The organism is Marinobacter sediminicola (genome assembly GCF_031157525.1).
Classification (GTDB): Bacteria; Pseudomonadota; Gammaproteobacteria; order Pseudomonadales; family Oleiphilaceae; genus Marinobacter; species Marinobacter sediminicola.
In genome coordinates this window covers 346,328-367,548 of the sequence record NZ_JAVIXR010000004.1, presented here as the reverse complement: position 1 = coordinate 367,548, position 21,221 = coordinate 346,328, and the positions used below count along the sequence as shown (strand labels likewise).

Annotated in this window: 22 protein-coding genes; 9 read left to right on the top strand and 13 right to left on the bottom strand. The window is 52.7% G+C overall.

The genetic code is table 11. From position 1 onward, the window contains the following. Nucleotides 1-79: 79 nt before the first annotated feature. The 7 genes from RG807_RS08540 to RG807_RS08510 form a co-directional block, all read right to left on the bottom strand. Nucleotides 80-691: a hypothetical protein gene (locus RG807_RS08540; protein ID WP_309044517.1), complete on the bottom strand. Its 612-nt coding sequence runs from the start codon at nt 689-691 to the stop codon at nt 80-82. A gap of 81 nt (nt 692-772) precedes the next feature. Continuing rightward, a complete protein-coding gene (locus tag RG807_RS08535; protein WP_309044516.1) occupies nt 773-2,338 on the bottom strand; it encodes a DUF1254 domain-containing protein in 1,566 nt (521 codons plus the stop codon). Between the two features lie 68 nt (nt 2,339-2,406). Beyond that, a complete protein-coding gene (locus tag RG807_RS08530) occupies nt 2,407-3,834 on the bottom strand; it encodes a DUF1254 domain-containing protein (RefSeq protein WP_309044515.1) in 1,428 nt (475 codons plus the stop codon). Between the two features lie 231 nt (nt 3,835-4,065). Next, a complete protein-coding gene (locus RG807_RS08525) occupies nt 4,066-4,443 on the bottom strand; it encodes a response regulator transcription factor (protein WP_309044514.1) in 378 nt (125 codons plus the stop codon). A gap of 136 nt (nt 4,444-4,579) precedes the next feature. Beyond that, nucleotides 4,580-5,200, bottom strand: a complete 621-nt coding sequence (locus tag RG807_RS08520) for a response regulator transcription factor (protein ID WP_309044513.1) — start codon at nt 5,198-5,200, stop codon at nt 4,580-4,582. Continuing rightward, the gene (locus tag RG807_RS08515; RefSeq protein ID WP_309044512.1) at nt 5,197-6,186 is read right to left on the bottom strand and encodes a sensor histidine kinase; all 990 of its coding nucleotides are present in this window, start codon (nt 6,184-6,186) and stop codon (nt 5,197-5,199) included. Before RG807_RS08515 ends, RG807_RS08520 begins: the two co-directional genes overlap by 4 nt. A 175-nt stretch (nt 6,187-6,361) precedes the next feature. Next, on the bottom strand, nt 6,362-7,324 hold the full coding sequence (locus RG807_RS08510; protein ID WP_309044511.1) for a helix-turn-helix domain-containing protein: 963 nt from the start codon (nt 7,322-7,324) through the stop codon (nt 6,362-6,364). Nucleotides 7,325-7,555: 231 nt separating this feature from the next. Here RG807_RS08510 and RG807_RS08505 point away from each other — a divergent pair, with 231 nt between their 5' ends. Together RG807_RS08505 and RG807_RS08500 are read left to right on the top strand one after the other, a co-directional pair. Continuing rightward, nucleotides 7,556-8,386 (top strand): hypothetical protein, encoded by an 831-nt coding sequence (locus tag RG807_RS08505; RefSeq protein ID WP_309044510.1) that lies wholly within the window; start codon nt 7,556-7,558, stop codon nt 8,384-8,386. Nucleotides 8,387-8,403: 17 nt separating this feature from the next. Further along, on the top strand, nt 8,404-8,949 hold the full coding sequence (locus tag RG807_RS08500; protein ID WP_309044509.1) for a hypothetical protein: 546 nt from the start codon (nt 8,404-8,406) through the stop codon (nt 8,947-8,949). 27 nt (nt 8,950-8,976) lie between these two features. On the opposite strand, the gene RG807_RS08495 is transcribed toward RG807_RS08500, so the two are convergent. The 3 genes from RG807_RS08495 to RG807_RS08485 all read right to left on the bottom strand — a co-directional run bounded on the left by RG807_RS08495 (nt 8,977) and on the right by RG807_RS08485 (nt 11,629). Next, a complete protein-coding gene (locus tag RG807_RS08495) occupies nt 8,977-9,252 on the bottom strand; it encodes a DUF6172 family protein (RefSeq protein WP_309044508.1) in 276 nt (91 codons plus the stop codon). A gap of 105 nt (nt 9,253-9,357) precedes the next feature. Beyond that, on the bottom strand, nt 9,358-11,019 hold the full coding sequence (locus RG807_RS08490) for a protein adenylyltransferase SelO (protein ID WP_309044507.1): 1,662 nt from the start codon (nt 11,017-11,019) through the stop codon (nt 9,358-9,360). A gap of 256 nt (nt 11,020-11,275) precedes the next feature. Further along, nucleotides 11,276-11,629, bottom strand: coding sequence for a YkgJ family cysteine cluster protein (locus tag RG807_RS08485; RefSeq protein WP_309044506.1), 354 nt, complete (start codon nt 11,627-11,629; stop codon nt 11,276-11,278). A gap of 99 nt (nt 11,630-11,728) precedes the next feature. Here RG807_RS08485 and RG807_RS08480 point away from each other — a divergent pair, with 99 nt between their 5' ends. Continuing rightward, on the top strand, nt 11,729-12,919 hold the full coding sequence (locus tag RG807_RS08480; protein ID WP_309044505.1) for an MFS transporter: 1,191 nt from the start codon (nt 11,729-11,731) through the stop codon (nt 12,917-12,919). Nucleotides 12,920-12,924: 5 nt separating this feature from the next. On the opposite strand, the gene RG807_RS08475 is transcribed toward RG807_RS08480, so the two are convergent. Together RG807_RS08475 and RG807_RS08470 are read right to left on the bottom strand one after the other, a co-directional pair. After that, on the bottom strand, nt 12,925-13,623 hold the full coding sequence (locus RG807_RS08475) for an RES family NAD+ phosphorylase (protein WP_309044504.1): 699 nt from the start codon (nt 13,621-13,623) through the stop codon (nt 12,925-12,927). Then, nucleotides 13,623-14,027, bottom strand: a complete 405-nt coding sequence (locus tag RG807_RS08470) for an antitoxin Xre-like helix-turn-helix domain-containing protein (protein WP_309044503.1) — start codon at nt 14,025-14,027, stop codon at nt 13,623-13,625. Before RG807_RS08470 ends, RG807_RS08475 begins: the two co-directional genes overlap by 1 nt. A gap of 235 nt (nt 14,028-14,262) precedes the next feature. On the opposite strand from RG807_RS08470, the gene RG807_RS08465 reads away from it, so the two are divergent. Then, a complete protein-coding gene (locus RG807_RS08465) occupies nt 14,263-15,468 on the top strand; it encodes an esterase/lipase family protein (protein ID WP_309044502.1) in 1,206 nt (401 codons plus the stop codon). A gap of 6 nt (nt 15,469-15,474) precedes the next feature. Here RG807_RS08465 and RG807_RS08460 read toward each other — a convergent pair whose 3' ends face one another. Next, nucleotides 15,475-16,548, bottom strand: a complete 1,074-nt coding sequence (locus RG807_RS08460) for an NAD(P)H-dependent flavin oxidoreductase (RefSeq protein WP_309044501.1) — start codon at nt 16,546-16,548, stop codon at nt 15,475-15,477. 255 nt (nt 16,549-16,803) lie between these two features. Between RG807_RS08460 and RG807_RS08455 the strand changes: the two genes are divergently transcribed. The 5 genes from RG807_RS08455 to RG807_RS08435 all read left to right on the top strand — a co-directional run bounded on the left by RG807_RS08455 (nt 16,804) and on the right by RG807_RS08435 (nt 21,211). Further along, nucleotides 16,804-17,772 (top strand): beta-ketoacyl-ACP synthase III, encoded by a 969-nt coding sequence (locus RG807_RS08455; RefSeq protein ID WP_309044500.1) that lies wholly within the window; start codon nt 16,804-16,806, stop codon nt 17,770-17,772. Between the two features lie 60 nt (nt 17,773-17,832). After that, complete coding sequence (locus RG807_RS08450; RefSeq protein WP_309044499.1) at nt 17,833-18,996, top strand: mechanosensitive ion channel family protein; 1,164 nt, start codon at nt 17,833-17,835, stop codon at nt 18,994-18,996. 97 nt (nt 18,997-19,093) lie between these two features. Further along, nucleotides 19,094-19,366 carry a YebG family protein gene (locus RG807_RS08445; protein ID WP_309044498.1) on the top strand — a complete coding sequence of 91 codons (273 nt, stop codon included), beginning with the start codon at nt 19,094-19,096 and terminating at the stop codon, nt 19,364-19,366. Between the two features lie 160 nt (nt 19,367-19,526). Beyond that, nucleotides 19,527-20,204 (top strand): FadR/GntR family transcriptional regulator, encoded by a 678-nt coding sequence (locus RG807_RS08440; protein ID WP_309044497.1) that lies wholly within the window; start codon nt 19,527-19,529, stop codon nt 20,202-20,204. A gap of 2 nt (nt 20,205-20,206) precedes the next feature. Next, on the top strand, nt 20,207-21,211 hold the full coding sequence (locus tag RG807_RS08435) for a bile acid:sodium symporter family protein (protein WP_309044496.1): 1,005 nt from the start codon (nt 20,207-20,209) through the stop codon (nt 21,209-21,211). Nucleotides 21,212-21,221: the final 10 nt, after the last annotated feature.

Genomic DNA, 21,221 nt, shown 5'->3' with positions numbered 1-21,221 from the left:
GACGAGAGGAAGGCTACCGCCGACATAGTGAGATTATATTTGTCGTTCTTGGCGATGGTTTGGATCGCCAACAGCTAGGTCAATCGCGGGCAGACGACAACGTATGTTCTACGCTAATGGCAAGCGATTCCTGGTAAAGGGCATCCACTTGATCACCAACATGAATCTTCGCCAGATCAACTTCCTCGCCAACCGCCAATGTGACCGTGTGCTCAGCACCCTCAAAGGTCACTGTGCGAAGCTCTGAATCGATAGCGCGCACCACACCCCGGGCATGGATCGTCGAACGCAGCGTTCCGCCCGGTTTTTCACCAGGTTCGGCACGGTCCAGCGTCACCGCATCAACGCGCGCGCGCATGTCTGAGTTGGCATCAGCAGGGCTGAGTGCCAACGCAACGCCAATGCTGTAGGTCACAACAACCCTGTCTCCGGCACGAATCTGTGCCAGATTGCGGGCCTCCTCGCCAACATTCAGGCGAACGAGTTCGTCATCCTCAGTGCGCAGCACCAACACACGGTTACCCCAATCAACTGCCACAACAATGGCTGTCGCCCTAACGCCCTCTCCCATCGCCACGGCTGGCATTTCGCGCTCGGAAACAGCATTGCCTGCGGGGACGGCCGCCAGCACGGGCGCTGTAACCATCAAACACAACAGACCGGCACCCAAAGCTCTTACTGTGAATTTCATATCTTTTCCTTTGTGAATTGTTGATATCCACGGCCACACTCAAAGCGTGACCGGCAGCCAGGTATTAGTCTATTGCTTAGATCAATTAGCCGTCAGTTCTATTTCGCCGGGCTGCCAGGTTTTGTCGAACCACGGAGCCAAAGGTCCATAGAGGCGCAGGATTGGGTACCAACCCTTATTTGGCACAGTCTGAATCCAGTTACTCTTGTTCTTTTCGGGTGCATCTGGTCCGAAATAAAGCGTTACCGATCCATCCGGGTTCTCAGCCAGGTCATCGCGTTTGTTGTTCTTGCTAGGGAACGGTTGACGGGTTTGCAGTTCGGACCGAGTCTGCGGGTCATAAACCACGACCGACCAGAAGTCAGCGGCAGGAACATTGGCAGGAATGTTCAGCTGATAGTTGTTGTTGCCATTAAGGTAATCGCCATTCTTGTCGACCGATGTAACCGCGTACTGTGATCCTTTACCCACCATTTCCAGGACCATTGCGGGCGTATTAACGGTGGCTTGATAGAAAAATAGAGCCCGGGCATCCAGATTACGCCCGCCCATGCCGTCATTTTTCAACCATTTGTAAGAGCCGCCAACAAAACCTGTTCCCCAACCACTGTCGGGATAGTAGGCAAACCCTTCCAGCCGAGGACGAAACACAATTGCACGAGCAGTCGCATTACCTATTGCAGCGGCTTGTGTCAGTATTTTCTTCATTCGGGCGTCGGGATTGAATGGTTTTCCTTTCTCAATACCTATGGAAGCAAATAGGCCGCGCAATTGGGGCTCGAGCATTGATACGGGCTCGCGCTCGATCACCGTGTGGAGTTCTTCATAGAAATCGAAGTCGTTCGCGTGAATGGTATTGAAGCTTTTTCCCGAACCACTGATGAACTCCATCTTTGGAGGATTATCAGCGTCTTTCAGCGAGTAAATCTTGAGGCCATTCTCAAACATCGCGGTTGCTACATCGGGCTTTCCGTCTACCAGAAATCCACGCAAGAACAACAGATTGACATAGCTGGTGGATTTGGAGACGAAGTACGTTTCTCCATCAATCTCAGCCTTCATGCCGCCCTCTGGAGGATTAAGGTCACCGTCATAGTCCGGCGGCAAGATCAGGTACTTGCCGCCCTTACCCGCATCAGGACCGGGGATTCCCATGTCTGTCACAAAACGGAAGTAGGCGTCGTCCACGGTTCCAGGCGCGGAATTAGCAGGAATTTCCACGACGGTAGCCCCATCCTTCTTGAGATCGAGAAAGGCTATGCAGTAGACCGTGTCGGTGTTACCGGTAAGGAACAGCGGACTGGAATCAAGTAGATTATCCATAATGATGGCTTTGTTCGACGCGTCCACGCCCATGCTAACAAAACCTAAACGCATGCCCTCCATAGATGTAGCGGGAATGCCGTTCAAAAAAGTTTCGGTTCCTCGAATGAGATCAAGGTTGTCGTAGACCTTCTCAACGGTTGCCTCATCAGGCATGCCATCGAAAAAATTCAGTGTCCCGATGGATGTTTCCACTTCGTCCGGAGTCATTATTTTCGCCGGAATTTTGTGGTTGTAACCCGGCGTGATGTCTTCCGCGTAAGCAGCAGGGAGCACCCCTGTAGAGAGTGCGGCAGTGAGAAGAACGATCGTACTGTGTTTCATATCTGCTCCATAAGGAATATATCCAACCCACGGGCCTGGTAGCTATCCGCTACTCAAGGGATTGCGGTTCAATCAGCAACCGCAATTCCGGGTGGCTGCCAGGTGCCCTTTCCAGGCGGAAGTACAGTTGAAGCCTCATTTGCTGGTGCTGGCCAATACATGCGTAGCGCCATATAAATCGGACCATCCGGCGCAGGAAGCCAGTTCGACTCTTTGTCCTTACCGGGCGAGTTGTGCTGTATGTAGAGGGTCAGAGTACCGTCGGCATTCTTCTTCATGTCCGGCACCATTGCCGAATTGACCAGATAACGATTGATCGGGTTTTCGACCAATAGTTGGCTGTCTCCGTAGTACATAGTCACAGACCAGAATGCATTTACTGGTGGTAGTTGGTCGGCGGCGAAGGTGAGTGTGTAGTCATGCTTGCTGCCATCCAGTAGCTGGCCTTTGCTGTCACTGCGGGCCAGCAAATACATAGCCTCGGCGGCATCGTTGCCGTAGATACCAGCCTTAGCGCCGCCGGCACGCTTGAGCCAGTCACCGTTATAGAAAGTGCTATCGCCCCACATGGAACCGACTTGCCATCCGTTGACGTCCGTTGCACCACTAGCCACAAACTGGTTGACCTTGGCGTCACCTGCTTTCATTCCCGCAGCCATCGCCTGCTGTTGTTCCGGCGAGAGACTGATCATGTCGAAAGTGCGCCCCGGCTCAACACCGATACTGGCCAGCTTGGCACGAATGTTTTTGTCTCGGTCTGACTCGGGAATGTATTCAAGTGCTGCGCTGAGATAACTCCAAAAATGGGCTTTGACCCCGGCCGAATTAGCAGGGATGAAATCTATTTCCGGTGACGCGGCTGGCGCGGGCGAGCCCTGGAACGTCGACAGCAGGTCGACTTTGTACCCGGCCTGGACCTCCTCTACTTTGGGCATGTCCTGGGCATCGAACAGCTGGGTGCGAAAAATGACGAACATGAACGGCGTCGACGAATGGAAAACCTTACCAACGCCTTCTGGCGTATCGCCTTGCCAGTCAGGACCGGCAACCGCATAGGAACCGGCTTCATTTCCGGTTGCACGGCTGCCAATATAGCCGGCATTGTAAAGGTTCCCATCGACCAGTTGCGCCGAGTAATAACGGCCCTTGCCGACCTCTGGAACCGTAATTACGACAGGCTCGGCGCGCAGATCCAGCCAGGCAATCGAATAAGGCGTATCGCTGTTCGGGCTGAGGATTGTAGTGTCTTTATAGGTATAGAGACGCGGCTCGTTCTTTATGTGGTTGAACGGTGCTTTGTACTGACCTGAGTTCTTGTCGACAACATACTCGTTCATGACGGCGTAGTTCATGACGAGCGGCAGGCCGTAAATATAGCCCTCTTCAGCGATGGCTTTGAATTGGTCCACGCTGACTTTATCTGCAGATGTTGCAGTTGCGGTGGTGCTGACGAGCGCCACAAAGGCCACCATGATTACTATCATTCGACTTTTCATAACAACTCCATGAGGCAAAGATTCCATCTGCAGTTTAAGTATTAGTCAGGTACTTCTTGATTATGGTGTGGTCGCTGCATTATGAGTATTGGCATTATGGGAGAGCCAAACTGCCCCTGAGGGCAGCCGCATCGTTTCCGGTCGTCCACGAACCCGCCTAGCCGCTGATATATGTGTAGACATCCCGGATTTCGACGGAGTAATACCGTTTCTTGTCAGGACGCACGGAATTTATGCCGCGGCCGCTCGCACTATGGCGTCAAGCAAACTGGTGCCGGTGAACGGCTTTAGAAGGTAGTCAGACGCGCCAGAGCGGATGGCGCTATCGCGTTGCCCAAGAGAGTCATGGCCGGTAATAAAAATACAAGGCGGAAGGGGGCCGCCTTTTCGCAGAGTGCAGAAGAGATCAATGCCAGAGATTCCGGGCAGACAGATATCCAGCACCAGGCAGTCACACTGTCTGGCTTGGTCGATGCCCTGTTCCATCAGAGTTTTTGCGGAGCAAAAAGTTGTAACGTTGCATCCAGCGGCCTGCAGCATGCGTTGCATAGCATGGCGCAAGCTTGCATCGTTCTCGACCAGGACAATATCCAAATTGTGGTCCGACATGCCGTCTGACTCCCTGGAGTTGCAGCACGGAAGATCCGCACGCAATCAAGGGTTAGCATCCCTGAATCAGGCTGAATACAACATTGGCTACTGGGGCGAGCGGCCTGCCCTTCGGGGCAAAACCGGATGGTGCTGTTTATTCTATGTTGAGCCGGGTCGCGATTTTGATGAGGTCTACAAACTGATGGATATGGAATTTTTCCATCACTTTTGCGCGGTGTGCTTTGATCGTGCGTTCACAAGTGCCCAGGTCATAGGCAATCTGCTTATTGAGGCGTCCAGCGGTAACCTGAACAAACACTTCTTTCTCTCTTGGAGATAGAGACTGATAGCTTGCCTGAAGCTCACGTTCTTTGGCCTGCGCCTCGCGGTCTGCACAATTCTGTGCAATAGCTGCACGAACTGCAGCAAGCAAACACTCGCGCTCGACGGGTTTGGTCAGAAAATCCACAGCGCCGGACTTAATCGCAGCCACTCCCATACTGATATCGCCATGCCCCGTGAGGAACACCACGGGAAGCGCATCATCTCGCTGCGCCAAAGCGTTATGTAATTCGGGGCCACTCGGTCCACCCGGCATGTCTACGTCCAGAAGGATGCATCCAGCACCGCCCGCCTGCCAGTTCAGCAGGAAATCTCCTGCTCCGGAATACGTTCGCACATTAAGCCCGGCCGCTCCAAGTAACCGCGCCAGGGCCGTGCGCAGTGATTCATCGTCATCAATAACATGCACGGTAGCCTGCATTTCCGTGGTCATACCGGCTCCCCCGCTGAATGATTGGCTTCACCGGCTACGTATGCTGCCGGAATGGTGAAGCGGAACAAAGCGCCGCCATCACTATGATTCTCCGCGTGAATGCGACCACCATGGAATTCGACGATCGATCGTACAATGGGAAGCCCAAGACCCAAACCATGCTCCTTAGTTGTAAAAAAGGCGCTGAACAAATTATCCCGCTGCAATTCCGGTAGACCATTGCCGTAATCGCGCACCACGACGTCAACTCTTCCGGGTTGCGGCAGGGCCGCGGAAAATTTGATCTTGGCCTGCGATTCGGGCAAATCCATCAGCGCATCCATCGCATTTAACAAAAGATTGAGCATAGCCTGTCGAAGCAAAACCGGATCGCCGCGCACATGCACTGCTTCCGAGCTGAACTCAGTCAGGATTGTAACTCCGCGGCTCTCAGCGATCGGAGCGACCAACTGCAAGATTTCTCTGGCAACAACCTGCAGATCAAATTCGATAAACTTGGGTTTCCGTTTTTGCACAAGGGTTCGAACCTGGCGAACAACCTCGCTTGCCCGCAAGCCATCCTTGCGAATGTCGGCGAGGATCAGGCGCACTTCGTCAAGATCCGGATCGGCTTTAGCCAACATGAGTTCAGCAGCATCCGCATTACTCAGTATGGCCCCAAGTGGTTGGTTAATCTCATGTGCTATCGAGGCAGAAAGCTGGCCCACAACAGTCAGACGTGAAGCGTGCAACAGCTCGACCCGACCTTCGGCCATCGTATTCCTGCCCTCGGAGCACAGGCGCCGCTTCAGTAAGAGTGCAACAATCAACAATCCCTGTACGACCACCATGGCGATTAGAACGATAGCTTGCCAGTGTTCGACGGGCCAAAATCTGCCTTCTAATGGAGCCTCCCCATCGGCCGTGGCGATCGACGGTCCCAGAATAAAAAACCATAAGACAACGCTAGCCGCAGGGGTAATCGCGTTAACCCTTGCTTGTTTCAAAATCCCTACCCTCCGTGGCACTCGGCACTCGCTATTAGGGAGCAGTATTGTGATGCTGTTTCAATTGGCTTTCTTCAGCCTACTATAAATCGAATTCAAGATAGGCCTGCGAGCTCCTGATGGCTATCGTGAATGCGCACGGGTGCCGATTTTTTGAAAGGCAAACGTACAGCTGTTATGTGCCTGCCCGAGCAAGCGTGAGGCTTGGGCACTCATCAAATACACTCTTGTACTGTGTAGTAAATAGGCTCAAGTGGTTGAAGCCCAAACTCAGAGCCTCGTTCGTCACCGTTGTTTGGCCACCGGACGCCTTTAATTTGCTGCGTACCTCGTGCAGCCGTAACAACCGCAAATAGCGGGACGGGCTTGTTCCGAACGCTTCAGAAAAGGCGTATTCCAGATATCGACGGCTAGTGTTCATAGCCACACACAGATCGTCAACGCTGAGTGGCTCTGTCATTCTCTCGCGCATATAGCATTCGGCTCTTTTCGCTGTCATGAAATGGCCCCGGGCCTGAGTCATGACTTTCGCCGTAGGGACATCCGTATCACTCAGTACGGCACCCAGCGCGTTGCGCAGATCGGTCATCAACCATTCTTCAGCCAGACTTCCCAATGGAAACTCGACTGGCCGAACGAGGTTTGTGATCGCTTGCCACAGATCTGTTAGCTTTGTGGGTGTGGGCCTGAAAGATGAGCCGGAAGAAGCATGAGTCACGTTGGTGAGCAACATGATTTGTTCGAGGGATTCGATCCACTCGGGGCGAAAAACGAGGGAGGTCCACCCATAAACTGGCGACAAGTAGCCGTTAAGTTCCACGCCTGGCGGGCACACTAGCAGTTGCGAGTCATCAATGGGATTACCGTTCCACATAGCCTGAGCGCCATTTGCAAAGACCGCTATGCTGAATCGCGCAGGGTCCAACTCGCCCACCGCACGAATAGGCAAGTTCGCAGTACCAACGTCGACAGAAAGGCCATCAAATGACATCTGGTCAAGCGAGATATCGAGTTTGCCGGACTTCAGTTGCAGAAATTCCAGATTGGAACCACTAACGGCATGGTTAACCTCGTCCAGATCATGAAACCGAGCCGGAGGCTGATAACCATCCCCTAGAATGTTGGACGCCTGGCCCATGGAGCGCTCCTTGCGATGGTAAAATAATCCTGTTTAAGTTTAAGCTTAAGCTTAAGCCAATCACCATTTCACCGCTATAAACTTCTCAACAGTTAACATCATGGCAAAGCTAAGCGCCCATTGGTTTTCCTTGCAAACCTATGACGCTATACTAGATTAAGAACAAGTATATTAACTTTGTAATCAGGCCGTGCTGTTGAACCACGGATAGGTCGGAGGCCTGAATTCACGATGCTAAAAAAACGAGTTCAGCGAGTGTGCTTACCCGCAGTTTTCGTCACTGCCCTTACCTCAACACAAGCATATTCTGCCAATCTGGATGACAAGCCCACAGTTCCTGACAAGGGGATGATTCAACTCGGGACTTTGTTCGTTTTCGATTCGGACACAACCTTTTCGGCCAGCAGTACCAAGTCGGGGCTCGGCACCACAATCGATTTCAGCAAGGATCTCGATGGTGACTCGGCTATAACCACCCCTACCTTCGAATTCTATTACCGATTTACAGACCATCACAGAATAGAGATGGGGGCGTTTCAGTTGGAGCGCGAAGGCAGCCAAGTGTTGAACAGAAGCTTCACATTCCAGGACCGCACGTTTTCTGCGAGTAGCCAAGTCGACAGCCGTATCGAAAACAACATATACAAGTTGGCGTATGGGTACAGTTTCTATCATCTGGATAAGGTTGAGCTGGCAGTATCTGCAGGATTTACCGTACTGGATTACGAGATTGAGTTAGTATCGTCCGCCGGAGGCTTTACCGAAGCAGCATCCACGACTGCTCCCATGCCTGTCTTCGGATTCAGAATGGATTACTCCGTTACGCCGCGGTTAACCGCCAGGTTCCGTACTGACAGCTTCTATTTCGACTTTGAAGATAAAGTTCGTGGCTCACTACTCGATATTCAAGTTGGACTGGAATATCGTGCACTCGATAGTTTTGCCATTGGTGCCTCATTATCACGACTGGCGATCGCTGTGAACATGAATGGTACGGAGTTTAAAGGTCGGGTAGATGATCTTTATCGTGGCGCCCGGTTATACGGCGCATTTTTCTTCTAAAAGCTGAGACAACAACAATGCACAAGCGTCTTCCACTCTTCAAGGCACTGCTCGTCTGTGGCGCCGGCACACTTGCACTCACAGGTTGTGCGGTGGGTAGCTCGCCAAAATTAGGCGTTGATGATCCCTGCGCGAGCCTGAAAGCTATAACGGCAGACTACGAGAATGGATTCGAAAAGACCAAAGGGTCCGGATCTAATTACCGGTCGTTCAAACTATACAGTGCCAAGGTAGAGCTTGTTAAAGGACATTGCGAAATTTGGGAATGGGCGGGAGGTGAATTAGCCTACTCCTGCTCAGCAACCACGCCGCAAAGCGAAGTGGCCGAACAGCGTTACTCTAAAACAAAAGATTTTGTTCAGGCATGCGTGGGCAGCAGTTGGGAGCAAAAAGAAGTAGAGCGGGAGCAAGACGGTAAGCCGCTGGGGCCGGCAACCATCTTTACTTCACCTTCTGTACCAGGGCTTATTATATCTGTCCAGAACAACGTGCCGCCCAAAGCTCACCGCCAGCTTCAGAGCAACGTCCTTTACATTGGAAGTAAGGGAAAGCACCCAATATAGGGTGCTAGCGGAAGGTACTGACCGGCCTCAACCTGCCATGGGTTTTGGTGTGATTTCCACATAAACCGTCATAATTTTATTTTCAACCAGGTCGTCGATGTGGCTCATGAGCGATGAAAGCTCAACGTCAACGGCCTTTTCTTCCGATTGACCAAATCGACAATCAAAACCCCAGTATTTCACGCCATCTGGCAGGGGCTTTTTCCGCTCATTTTTCAGAAACTTTTTAATGTCGTGCTTTATCGAGTCGACGACGCGCGGCACTTTGATTTTAGGGTGGTTTAACTTATAGGTCTTTTTCATTGGAATCCTGCTGGATTGGCCAGCCTCTGTGTGCGCCGGCGAAGTTTAATGGCGCGCAGTGTATAGGCTGGGGAGCGATTCTGCCATTAATAGCCGTTCTGATGATCACGATGAGCAGCTATAATGGGATGCGCCGCCAACCCCAAAGAGCGCCAGGGGTTTCAGGCGGTAGTAGTTTTCTTCAACCTGTTGCGACTGCTCGGTGTATGGCTGCGTCATCACGCTTTGTAATTCCCGCAACAATTCATAGTCTCCCGCTTCCGCCTGTTCGTAGGCTGGCACAACTTGCCAATCCCGCAGGCTGTATTTGGGGTTTACCTGCTTCATCCGGCCTACAGACCCTTCGCCAGAACGCACGGAGGCTCCATTGGCCGCTTTGTCGACACCTGCCAGCGCTTTCCATTGCTCAAGCCACGCAGACCAACGCTTGTCGAAGCCGTCCGAATCTGCCGCATACGCCTGGCTTCTATAAAAGCTCTTTTTAAGCGGGCCTATATCGTCAGGCAGCGTTGAAAGCTCACGGAAAAACAATGTGTAATCTGCCGGAGTCTGCATCATCAACTCAGCCAGACTACGAAACAAATCCGGATCAAATGCCTCCAGCCCCAGCTTTGCAGCCCACATGGTTTCCATCTCGGCCTGCATAATGCCGGCAAAGTGCTCTCTGATCTGATTGAGTTGTTGTAGGCAGTGCGGGTGTTCGGTTAACAACGGCTGCAATGCCACACAAAACATGTGGAAGTTTGCCTCGGCTGCGACCGGCTGGTTCAAAAATGCGTAGTGCTCTCCCCCACCCGTCCAGGGCTGGAAGCGCGGATTGAATGCATCGCAGAATCCGAAGGGGCCGTAATCCAGTGTATAACCGCCGGCGGCGCAGTTATCGCTGTTAAAGTTGCCTTGGCAAAACCCGACTCGAATCCAGTTTGCCACCAGCGATGCCAACCCACCTCGAAATGCCAGCGCCAAGGCTACAACTTTATCCTGCAGCGACAGTTTGGAGTCAATTTCAGCGCTGTACTCACGTTCGATCAAGTGCAGCACAATCTGCTCAAGCTCTGCCATCGCTTGTGGGTGCTCATTCTTACGTGCACGACGCCCGAATAATTCAAGCTGGCCAACCCGGATGAACGACGGCGCCACCCGTGTGCTAATCGCTACGGGCTCCAGAACCAGTGTGTCCGGGTCTCTTGAGCGGGAGCCCTCGGAATACCAGGGCCGCCTGACCTTCTCGGTTTTCGACACGTAAAGGCTCAATGATCGTGACGTGGGAACGCCCAGCGCATGCATGTGCTCCTGCGCCAAAAACTCCCGAACGCTGGATCGTAACACCGCTCGACCATCGCCACCGCGACAGTATGGCGTGGGGCCACCGCCCTTTAGTTGCATTTCCCAACGCTGCCCATTGGTGACTGCTTCCAATACCGATATGGCGCGGCCATCGCCGTATCCGTTACCCGTTTGAAACGGGCATTGCTGAACGTACTCGGTACCCATAATGGACAAAGCGTATCCGCTGGCCCAGCCAAGTTTACTCATGGGTGCAGGAACAGATGATAAATCGCCGGAGAACATTGCCATGAAATCATCCGTTTTCGCCAGTTCATCGGCAAAACCCAGCTCGCGGAACAAATTGAAGCTGTGGGCCACATACTCGGGATTTTCTATGCGCGTGGGGACAACGGGCACGTAGTGGCCGCTTAAGACCTGCCTCGGCGCGTGGTCGCGTCCATTTTCTGTTGCATCCGGATCGCGGCTGAGAAATTTCATCAGCGAATAGTCCGCCAATAGGGTCAGTTCGTTGAGGGTTTTAATAGGAGCACGCACTTGAGCCGTTTTGGCGCCAATATTGGACGGTTGTTTAATTATGGCAATTCTCGTAAGGCCGGATTCAATCATATCTTTAGTAGTCTGCCCAAGCGACGGTTCTCAGGCGTGAATTGATGAGAACAAAGCATGCAGAAAGCACCATGCGGGGCTTCCTGTCGAGATGCCTGCCTAATACAGTCTTTGACCTTAACTTAGTCTAAACCAGGACCTGCCGCGTGGTAGCAATATAGTGATGCACCTGGCGCTCGGTTTCAGGGTCAACCATGGTTTCCGGGCGACGCCCCCTGGGGCATGGCATGCGGGGTGTTGTGCCAAACAACCTGCAAATCAGCGGTCGTTCCTCGTACACGGTGCATCCGCTGGGGCCAAGGTGCACGCAGTTGAAATCGTTCAACGCCGTCTCATGCTCGGCATCGGATTTAACCGGCAGGCGCGACATTTCTTCCGAAGACGTTGTCACCGGGCCACAGCAATCATGGCAGCCGGGCACACACTCGAATGTTGGAATGTCCTCGCGCAGTCGCGCGATTATGTCCCGGTTACGATACATTGATATCACCGTTTGGTTCTGGGTAGCTTGTCGTATGTAAACTCGCCCTAAGATACAATGCCCGGCTACCATTTTACCAATCCGGGAACCCTGTAATTCATGCCTGCACCCTCACCTGCCACGGAGAATTACTCTCGCCAGAAAGTCATTCTGATTATATTTTCACTTGCCATGGGTGGTTTCGGCATCGGCACTGGTGAGTTTGCCATTATGGGGTTAATGCCAAATGTGGCCCAGGATTTCGGTGTTACCGAGCCCCAAGTTGGCCATTTAATCAGTGCCTACGCGCTAGGCGTTGTTGTTGGAGCGCCTGTACTCGCCATTTTTGGTGCGCAGTTTTTTCGCAAACACCTGCTCATTGGTTTGATGGCATTTTACGCCCTGGGCAATCTGGCCAGTGCAATGGCGGGCAGTTACGAAGTACTGATGGTTTCCCGGTTTATTGCCGGCCTGCCTCACGGAGCTTACTTTGGCGTTGCGGCTTTGGTCGCTGCATCGCTGGTACCTCTCAATCAAAGAGCCAAGGCGGTGAGCTTTATCATGATGGGGCTGGCACTGGCTTTGTTGTTTGGCAACCCACTGGCAACGCTATTGGGGCAACATCTTGAATGGCGATACGCCTTTGGTTTTGTGGCAGCGGTGGCCACATTAACAACACTGCTTGTGTCCGCCATTTTGCCTTTGAACCGTGATGAAATTCGCCACAGCTCTCTGAGCGAAGTGCGCTCCTTCAACCGCCCGCAAATCTGGTATCCCCTGGCCATCGGTTCAATCGGATTTGCTGGAATGTTTTGCGTGTTCAGCTATCTGGCACCCACGCTGCTGAACGTGACCCAAGTGGAGCCCATCTGGATTCCTTTCGCCTTGTTTGTGTTTGGGTTAGGCGGCTTTGTCGGTAACATACTGGGTGGCTGGCTTTTTGATCGCTTTCAATTCAAAAGCGTAGGGCTGATTTTGCTATGGGCAGCGGTTGTGCTGGCTCTGTTTCCTCTCGCCACCGGCTCTCTCTGGAGTATTCTGATTGCCTGCTTTCTGGTTGCGTTGATGGTGGCTATGGGCCCTGCCCTGCAAACCCATTTGATGGATGTTGCCCACGGCGCGCAAACCCTTGCAGCGGCTTCCCACCATGCCGCATTCAATCTGGCTAACGCACTTGGGCCCTGGCTGGGCGGTATGGCAATCAGTGCGGGCATGGGCTGGCAGGTTACCGGGTATGTGGGGTCCGCTACCGCGGTTGCGGGGCTGATCATTTTTTTCGTTGCACATAAACAGCTTAGCACTAAACAATAAGCACGCTATACCTTCAGGGCGTGTGCCTCCCCAATCTCGGCCCAGTGGGTAATGCACTGTTTGTCGCCATCCCAGAAGTATTTCAAGTGCGGCCCCTGCACGGGGATAGAAACGGCTTTCGGCTTGAACGCTGCAATACATTCACCACCCGGGTGCCGAACGCTGTTGTATAACAGCCCGTTTGAACCTTTTTTCCGCCATCGAGCTGCAAATGTCTGGCTTAAGCCGTAATCATCCGCATCCGGATTATGCAGATCTTTGAATTCAGGCCCGCGGATGTCGTGCATCCTCATCACTACGGAACCAATGTAGGCTCTCATGGTGAGCGCTATGGAGTCCTCGTTGGCGGCCGCCAGCTCTCGCTCTTTATGAAACACAGTCTCACGAATAGCGCCTTCCAGTGAGTTGGCAGCGTAGTAAACCCCAAAATGACGATCCGCAAAGCGACTTCCAAAACCAATATGCGTGAAGGATGCCATCACCGGGGAACTACCGGGGCCGCTGATTCTGTCGCAGGGCTGTACCAGATGGATATCCCCGGCTTCATCCCGCAATCGGGGATTGGTCATGCTTTCAATTTCGAATGCCAGTTCAAACTCGTCTGGTTCGTAAATACGCTCGAACAAGTCTATCGGTGGGTAATGGCTGGGGATGATCCTGTAGGTTTCCCATTCTGGAAGGTGCAGCGGAGGGGTTGCGAACATCACCACCCCCGCTTGGCATCGAAATACTGGCGGGTCATCATCAGATTCATCATGGAGCCTTGGATCATGAACTCCATGGCAGACTTGCCACAGAAGGGTATTTCCGTCGTTTTCAAGCGAATTCTGCGGTTTGCTCGCTCATGGGTGGGATACAGAACTTGCAAGGCTTTATAGATGCCCAGAATGTAGCTGATGCGCTCCATTGTGTCGTTAGAGAGCCTGGTTGGGTTTAGCTTGGCGTAGTTGTAGAGCGTTGTTCTGGAGGGGCCGCCAAGCAGCTTGCTCCGCTCTTCAGCATTACACCCCCACTCTTCCGTTATCCGGAAAAAGCCTTTTAGTGCCACACGCCCTTTTTCAGCTTCGCGATCACTTTCAGTGCTTCTACGTTCAACTACAGCTGTCATGGCTTGCCTCCCGAACCTTGCATTGTTCACATATGAACAATATATCTCAATCAGACCAACTATGTCACCCTAGCTTTGTCTGGTGTTCCTTGACAGAGAGCCCTGAGCAGGGGGAATAATACCGAGATGACCGCTTCTGCCTGCAATCAAGCCATGTGCGTCGATCATCATTTCTTGGATAGTAAAAGCTTCGCTTGATCCGCATAGTCTGAACGCAGCTTGGGAGCCCAGCTAAATGGTGTCAGTCAAAACATTACACGGCTCAGCACAACTGCTCCTGGATGCTACCAGTGGCGTTACCGATATTACGGAAAAAATGCACCGCACTATCGCGCGAGATGCCAACCCACTTTACCGGCTGCTCGATGCTGCAGGCTTGCCTAGGGTCGAACAACGAAGGCACATCACGTACCGGGCTATTCAATCAACCACCTATGCAGTGAAGCAGGGTCTGCACTACTCCCTCTCCAAATTCTCAGGGAGTGAGGGGCACTCACATTCTTTACAAAGTGTGAGAGTCGCGGCTGCATTGAATGGCGTGTGCGGCGATCACCTGGAAGCCAGTAATAACCCCCTTGCGATCAAGATGAATTTTCGAAACAGTCTCGGCCAGAAGGTACAGCCCGGCTCGGACAATCTCAGCGCATTGGTTCCGGATGCCAGCCAGCGTATCGTAGTTTTGGTTCACGGTTTATGCCTCTCCCATGAGTACTGGAAGGGGCACAGCGAAGGCAACCTGGGCACAGAGCTACAGCGCGCCCGAGGCTTCACCCCCTTATACCTCAATTACAATACTGGCCGACATATTTCGAGCAATGGCAATGAGTTAAGTGAACAACTTCAAGCGTTGGTTGAAGCCTGGCCGATTGAGGTTGAAGAACTCACATTGATTGGCCATAGCATGGGCGGGCTCGTTATACGCAGCGCCTGCTGGTATGGCAGTGAACTCAACCGGCCCTGGACAGAGCTGTTGAGGAATGCCCTTTATCTTGGCTCACCACACCACGGTTCGCCGGTAGCCAAGGCCGGGCATATGCTGACCTTTATCATGAGGCAGTTTCGCTATGTAAGCCCCTTGGCGCTGGGCCGACACACCAGTGCGGGCATCAAGGACTTGCGGCACGGCAACCTGCTGGACGATGACTGGGAAGGCATTAATCAAGATGATTTTCACCCGGATGGCCGCAAACCGGTTCCGCTTCTCGAGGGCGCCCGACATTACTTTATATCCGCAGCTATAGGTAAACACGAGTCGGATATTCCCAGCATCATAATGGGTGATTTACTGGTACGTCTGGACAGCGCCAAAGGGCACCATGCGGACGATACGAGAAGGCTGCCCGTACGCCCGGAAGATTGTCGGGTATTTGAAAAGCTCAATCACCTGGATCTGCTCGATAACAAGGTAGTGCACGACCAGATACTGGAATGGCTCGCGTAGCCGGCCCTAGCCAGCATTCCCACCTCGGTACTCCTCCATAATCAGCGCCACCAACTCGTCGGCAGGCAATTCCCGCGCCATGGGTGCACCCTGTCCTGCCCATTGTGCGGCGAATTCATGATTCCCGAGCTTCGATGCTGCCGCGTTCAGGCGCTTGGCGGCATCGTAAGCAACCGGATAATCTGCCATCGGCGGACTTTCGCCGGCTTCGCCGAAGGAAATCAGTCGGTTAACGATTCCCCGTGCCGGGCGACCAGAAAGCACCTTTGTTAAACGTGTTTCTGCTGCCTTCTCACTCTTGAGTGCTTCACGGTAGGCCTTATTCGCAGACGACTCCGGGCATAACACAAACGCTGTTCCGAGTTGCACCGCCGCCGCACCTGCCTCAATCGCAGCCTTTACTCCAAAACCGTCCATTACGCCACCAGCGGCGATAACAGGCAGCTTAGTCTTCTGGGTCAGCAGACGCACAAGCACGAAGGTACTCAAGCATTGATCTGTGGCTTCCGGCTTGAACATGCCTCTGTGACCACCTGCCTCGAAGCCTTGCGCCACTATGGCGTCAATGCCTGCCGCTTCAATTGTTGCGGCTTCGTCAAGGCAGGTAGCCGTTGCCATGGTGAAAATGCCTGCCTCCTTCATTGAGGCAATACGTTCTGGCGATGGAATTCCAAAGTGAAAGCTGACAACCGCCGGTTTCAATTCTAGCAGCATGGCTAATGCTTCATCGTCTTCAATAAACGATGTATAGATTTCGCCAAGCGTATCCGGAGGCGCGATGCCTGCTTCCTCGAATAACGGTGCCAAATATTCGACCCAGGCTGCCTCTGCGACCCCATCCCGACGTGCAGGCTTGTGACAGAACACATTCACATTGAAAGGCCCACTGGTTAGCGCGTGAGCCCGCTCGATCATCTTTCGGGCATCTGCCGTTGTGCTGGCACCGATCCCCAGCGAACCCAAGCCGCCTGCATTGGTGACCGCAGCAGCCAGTTCGGGTGTTGAAACTCCGGCCATGGGTGCTTGCACGATCGGATAGCGAATACCTATACGGGCTATAAGACGGCTGGACGTATTCATAGGGGAAACCTGAGTGTGTAGAGAGTCAGTTTGGGCGCTCAGAGCATGCCCTTTTAAGAATAGGAGTGTACCGCAGATTACTGCATTCTGGGGCAGCCGCGTAAGGCGAACCTGGCCCGTTTATGCAATGTTTTCACGGGCGTCTTTGACAAACAGCTAATAACAGACAAAGGTTCAGGGGTATAGCATGGTCTAAAGCCAAGGAGCGTTTAATAAACAAAGCTCCCTAATCGAATATATCGTGGGACTTAGCGAATGACCTTTGCACGCATTGCCGGCACTGGCTCTTACCTGCCAGAGAACATTGTTACGAATAAAGATCTCGAAAAGTCGGTTGATACCACGGACAAATGGATCCGTGAGCGCACCGGGATTGAGCAGCGACACATTGCCGTGAAAGGCCAGACAACCGTCGATCTTGCTGAACAAGCTGCGCTGAACGCTATTGACGCAGCCGGCATAGACGCGAGTGAGATTGACCTGATTGTGTTTGCTACATCTACTCCAGATAAGATTTTCCCAAGCTCAGCCTGCATTTTGCAAGCCCGGTTGGGGATTCGTGGATGCCCGGCTTTCGATATTCAGGCCGTGTGCAGCGGCTTCGTTTACGCTCTCTCGGTCGCCGACAAATTTATAAAAACCGGATCCAGCAAAAAAGCGTTGGTCATTGGCGCTGAAGTCTTCTCGCGGATCATTGACTGGTCCGACCGAGGCACCTGCGTGCTCTTCGGTGATGGTGCGGGCGCCGTGATACTGGAGGCGCACGAAGAAACAGGTATTCTTTCAACCCATATTCATGCTGATGGCCAATACGAAGAACTGCTTCACGTGCCCTGTGGGATTGCGAGCAACTACGACCAAGTTAAAGCGGGTAAAGCGTTTGTAGAAATGAAAGGGAACGAAGTGTTCAAGGTTGCGGTAAACACCTTGGGCAAGATCGTTGATGAAACCCTTGAGGCCAACCAGATGCAAAAGTCAGACGTTGATTGGCTGGTCCCGCATCAGGCCAATCTACGCATCATTTCGGCTACAGCAAAAAAACTGAGCATGCCAATGGATCAGGTTGTGGTGACGGTGAACAAACACGGCAACACCTCAGCAGCCTCAATTCCTCTCGCCCTTGACGTCGCTGTAAGAGACGGGCGCATTCAACGCAACGAAGTAGTTTTGCTTGAAGCCTTTGGCGGAGGTTTTACCTGGGGATCAGCTCTTTTACGCTATTGAGCTTTATAAAGGCTTCCATAATTCGAAAGCACTCCGCTCTCTTTTTTGTAAAGGACAGCAATGATGGTCGAATTCACGACAGCCGTAGTTGAGCAATTAAAGAAAAACCTGGGAGATACACTCGACGCTTTTGGCGGCCATGAGGTCGCTTGGCGTGAAGTTGGCGCCTACGTGCTCAGCCAAGTCGTGATTTCGATTCTGTATTTGGTTTTGTTTTTGGGTGTTTACCTGGTGGTCATTGGGCTTTGCCGATTGGTAGCCGGAAAGCGCAATGTTGATAGCCCGATGTTCAGGCACGGCAGAAGTGGTTTGCGTTATCTGACCGGCCTTGGCGCCCTTCTGATAATACTGGCGCAATTTGGAGCTGGCATAGAGTTTCTGAAAGCAGTTGCCAGAGCGGGCTTGTTAGCGCTGGGGTTCTACGTAGCGTGGTTAGTTGTCCGTCGCCTGACCGCCGAAACCTTGCGCCGCAACCAACTGGATGCATCCATCCAACAGTTAGCGGGCAATGTGCTTTCTGTTGTAATGGCGACCTTTGCGGTGGTTACCATTCTTGCTCAATTCGGGTTTGATCTGCTGTCGATTGTGGCCGGCTTGGGCATTGTGGGCATAGCCGTAGGGTTCGCGGCTCAGTCGACGCTCTCAAACTTCATCGCTGGTATCACCTTGCTGATTGAGCGGCCGTTTCGAATTGGCGACTGGGTTACGATTAATGGTCAGGATGGCAAGGTGGTGAAGATTGCTTTGCGCACCACGTGGCTGCGGACTCGCGATAACATTTTCACGATGATTCCCAATGATAGCGTGGCGTCGTCAGAGATTGTGAATTACAGCGCAGAAGGTGCCACAAGACTGAACATCCCTGTCGGTATTGCTTACAAAGAGTCTGCCAAAGCCGCAAGAGATATCATTATGCCGGTGCTTTTGGGGCACCCGGAAGTACTGCAATCACCGGGCATGGAACCACGGGTAGTGCTTAAAAATCTAAGCGATTCATCCGTCGACCTCGAAGTAAAAATATGGATTACACCAGACAATCTGGATGTTCAGCCGGGCATCATGGCCGAAGTGCTGGAGCAGATTAAAGAGACCCTTGATGAAGCTGGCATCGAAATACCCTTCCCACACCTCCAGCTTTTTGTTGATGACGCGAAAGGCTTGAAGCCATTGTTTGAGCCACTTTATCCAAAAGCATGTGCCGATCACCCCGAAGAGCGTGAATAAACGAGCTGCTTAGCTCCCGATTGAGTGTATTTCCCGGGTAAGTCGGATACACTGTATGCCTATACAGTAAATCAGACATTCACTGCGAGGAATGACCATGGCGGTACAAGCAGTCTATTTTTCCGATAGGGACGGCCTGGATATGGCATTAAAAAATCCTGAGACCATGCTTTTCACATCGAAAGCGGATGCCGATGCCAGAGATAAGGTGTTGGAGCTGGCAGAAGAGATTCAGGTATACCTGGCCCGCAAGGTAGAGGGGCTTGGCGACGATCTGGCGGAAAAGTGCGCCATGGCAATTGCTGAGGATAAGGATTTATTCCAGAAATCTCTGAAAAAGCCGGATTTGCTGAACGCAACCCACGAGTAGTTCTCCCTGGGGAAAATGGCGCTACCCCAAGCAGACTATCATTTCTTCAAAGTAGCCAGGTAATGCCTGGCTTTTTGCATTCTCGATTTTTTATCAATGAACTTGCATCGCCAAACAATTCATAGGATGATTCGATGATCAGCTGAACGGATGATCTACAATGCTTAAGAAGATTCAAAAAGGTTCCTTGGTAGAAACCGCCATAGAAAGCCTGAGGCACGCGATAGAAACCAAGCAATGGTTGGTTGGAGACAGGCTTCCGGTAGAAGCTGAACTGTCGGAGGCCCTTGGTGTTAGTCGCAACACCGTGCGCGAAGCGGTGCGAGTACTTGCCCACGTAGGGATGCTTGAAACCCGGCAGGGAGACGGCACCTATGTGAGGGCCACCCGGGATGCCGGGGAAACCCTTAAGCGGATTGCCCGTACCCAGCTCACAGATCAACTTGAAGTCAGGATTATGCTGGAAACCGAAGCTGCAAAGCTGGCGGCGCAACGGCGCACCGACCAGGATATTCGCGCCATGACCACGGCTCTTGATGCCAGGGGTAAGGCTGATTCGGACATGCAAGCGCGTATTCGTCACGATGAAGCATTCCACCACGCTCTCGTAGCCGCGTCCCATAATTCGGCGCTCTCGGAGCTTTACGACTACTTTTCCCACGCCATAACCCAAACCATCGAGCGCACTGAGCTTGATGCCGACCTGCCGGAGCCAACCCAGGAAGATCATGAACTGCTTCTTGCGGCCGTTCGTCGTCAGGATTCAGAAAAAGCGGAAAAGCTCGCTCGATCACTCCTCTCCCCTAGCCTTCAAGCCTCAAGAAAGAGAGACGCCTGACCATGAAGTTCCGGCCAGACACCTTTACTATTATGTTACTGGGCGCCGTTGCCCTCGCCTCGTTTTTGCCGGCCACAGGCAGTATTGGGGAACTACTGGCAACTGCGGGAACCGTCGCGGTCGCCCTGCTCTTCTTTTTCCATGGTGCAGCCCTTTCCCGGGAGCAAATTGTTGCCGGAGCTTCTCACTGGCGGGTGCACATACTTATTACGGCGCTTACGTTCGGTTTCTTCCCACTTGTCGTGCTCCCCATAAATGGCATGAACAGCATCGCACCCTCCTGGATGCCTGCCGATTTGGGGCTTGGATTCCTGTATCTGGGCGTATTGCCGTCTGCTGTCTCTTCATCCATTGCGTACACAGCTTTGGCCCGCGGTAACGTACCTGCGGCGATATGCAGCGCCGCGGCATCGAACGTATTCGGAATGATGCTGACGCCCTTCCTGCTACTCTTGCTGGTGAGCTCTGCGGGCAGTGGGGATTTTGCGGTGGGTGACGCTCTTAAAGATATCGTATTACAGCTACTGCTACCTTTTGCTGTCGGCCACGCCATGCGCCCTGTATTGGGAGGATTTCTGGGTCGGAACGAACACTTGATGGCACGCTACGATAAATGCGTGATCTGGTTGATCGTGTACTCCGCCTTCTCCCATTCCGTAGAAAGTGGTCTTTGGCAGAATCTGCCGGTCAAAGCCATAGTTCTCACCATACTGCTGTGTATCGCGCTACTCGCCCTTTTTATGTTTTTTGCGCGTTTCCTGGTGCGGCGATTCGGATTCAGTCTGGAGGATGAAGCTGCAGTGGTTTTCTGCGGTTCGAAAAAGAGTCTGGCGTCGGGTCTACCCATGGCAAAAGTGCTGTTTTCCGGGCACCCGGGTTTTGGAATGATCGTGTTACCAATTATGTGCTACAACCAGGTTCAAGTTATTCTTGGCGCAATATTGGCCAAGAGATATCGAGAAAAAATCGCAGAGTCGCAGTCAGCACCCAGTGATCAGGAGGTATGAGAGGCGGCAA

Excerpts from the sequence above, each read along its gene's own strand:
- RG807_RS08540 (WP_309044517.1), bottom strand. The coding sequence starts at position 691 with ATGAAATTCACAGTAAGAGCTTTGGGTGCCGGTCTGTTGTGTTTGATG.
- RG807_RS08535 (WP_309044516.1), bottom strand. The coding sequence starts at position 2,338 with ATGAAACACAGTACGATCGTTCTTCTCACTGCCGCACTCTCTACAGGG.
- RG807_RS08530 (WP_309044515.1), bottom strand. The coding sequence starts at position 3,834 with ATGAAAAGTCGAATGATAGTAATCATGGTGGCCTTTGTGGCGCTCGTC.
- RG807_RS08525 (WP_309044514.1), bottom strand. The coding sequence starts at position 4,443 with ATGTCGGACCACAATTTGGATATTGTCCTGGTCGAGAACGATGCAAGC.
- RG807_RS08520 (WP_309044513.1), bottom strand. The coding sequence starts at position 5,200 with ATGACCACGGAAATGCAGGCTACCGTGCATGTTATTGATGACGATGAA.
- RG807_RS08510 (WP_309044511.1), bottom strand. The coding sequence starts at position 7,324 with ATGGGCCAGGCGTCCAACATTCTAGGGGATGGTTATCAGCCTCCGGCT.
- RG807_RS08505 (WP_309044510.1), top strand. The coding sequence starts at position 7,556 with ATGCTAAAAAAACGAGTTCAGCGAGTGTGCTTACCCGCAGTTTTCGTC.
- RG807_RS08500 (WP_309044509.1), top strand. The coding sequence starts at position 8,404 with ATGCACAAGCGTCTTCCACTCTTCAAGGCACTGCTCGTCTGTGGCGCC.
- RG807_RS08495 (WP_309044508.1), bottom strand. The coding sequence starts at position 9,252 with ATGAAAAAGACCTATAAGTTAAACCACCCTAAAATCAAAGTGCCGCGC.
- RG807_RS08490 (WP_309044507.1), bottom strand. The coding sequence starts at position 11,019 with ATGAAATTTCTCAGCCGCGATCCGGATGCAACAGAAAATGGACGCGAC.
- RG807_RS08485 (WP_309044506.1), bottom strand. The coding sequence starts at position 11,629 with ATGTATCGTAACCGGGACATAATCGCGCGACTGCGCGAGGACATTCCA.
- RG807_RS08480 (WP_309044505.1), top strand. The coding sequence starts at position 11,729 with ATGCCTGCACCCTCACCTGCCACGGAGAATTACTCTCGCCAGAAAGTC.
- RG807_RS08475 (WP_309044504.1), bottom strand. The coding sequence starts at position 13,623 with ATGTTCGCAACCCCTCCGCTGCACCTTCCAGAATGGGAAACCTACAGG.
- RG807_RS08470 (WP_309044503.1), bottom strand. The coding sequence starts at position 14,027 with ATGACAGCTGTAGTTGAACGTAGAAGCACTGAAAGTGATCGCGAAGCT.
- RG807_RS08465 (WP_309044502.1), top strand. The coding sequence starts at position 14,263 with ATGGTGTCAGTCAAAACATTACACGGCTCAGCACAACTGCTCCTGGAT.
- RG807_RS08460 (WP_309044501.1), bottom strand. The coding sequence starts at position 16,548 with ATGAATACGTCCAGCCGTCTTATAGCCCGTATAGGTATTCGCTATCCG.
- RG807_RS08455 (WP_309044500.1), top strand. The coding sequence starts at position 16,804 with ATGACCTTTGCACGCATTGCCGGCACTGGCTCTTACCTGCCAGAGAAC.
- RG807_RS08450 (WP_309044499.1), top strand. The coding sequence starts at position 17,833 with ATGATGGTCGAATTCACGACAGCCGTAGTTGAGCAATTAAAGAAAAAC.
- RG807_RS08445 (WP_309044498.1), top strand. The coding sequence starts at position 19,094 with ATGGCGGTACAAGCAGTCTATTTTTCCGATAGGGACGGCCTGGATATG.
- RG807_RS08440 (WP_309044497.1), top strand. The coding sequence starts at position 19,527 with ATGCTTAAGAAGATTCAAAAAGGTTCCTTGGTAGAAACCGCCATAGAA.
- RG807_RS08435 (WP_309044496.1), top strand. The coding sequence starts at position 20,207 with ATGAAGTTCCGGCCAGACACCTTTACTATTATGTTACTGGGCGCCGTT.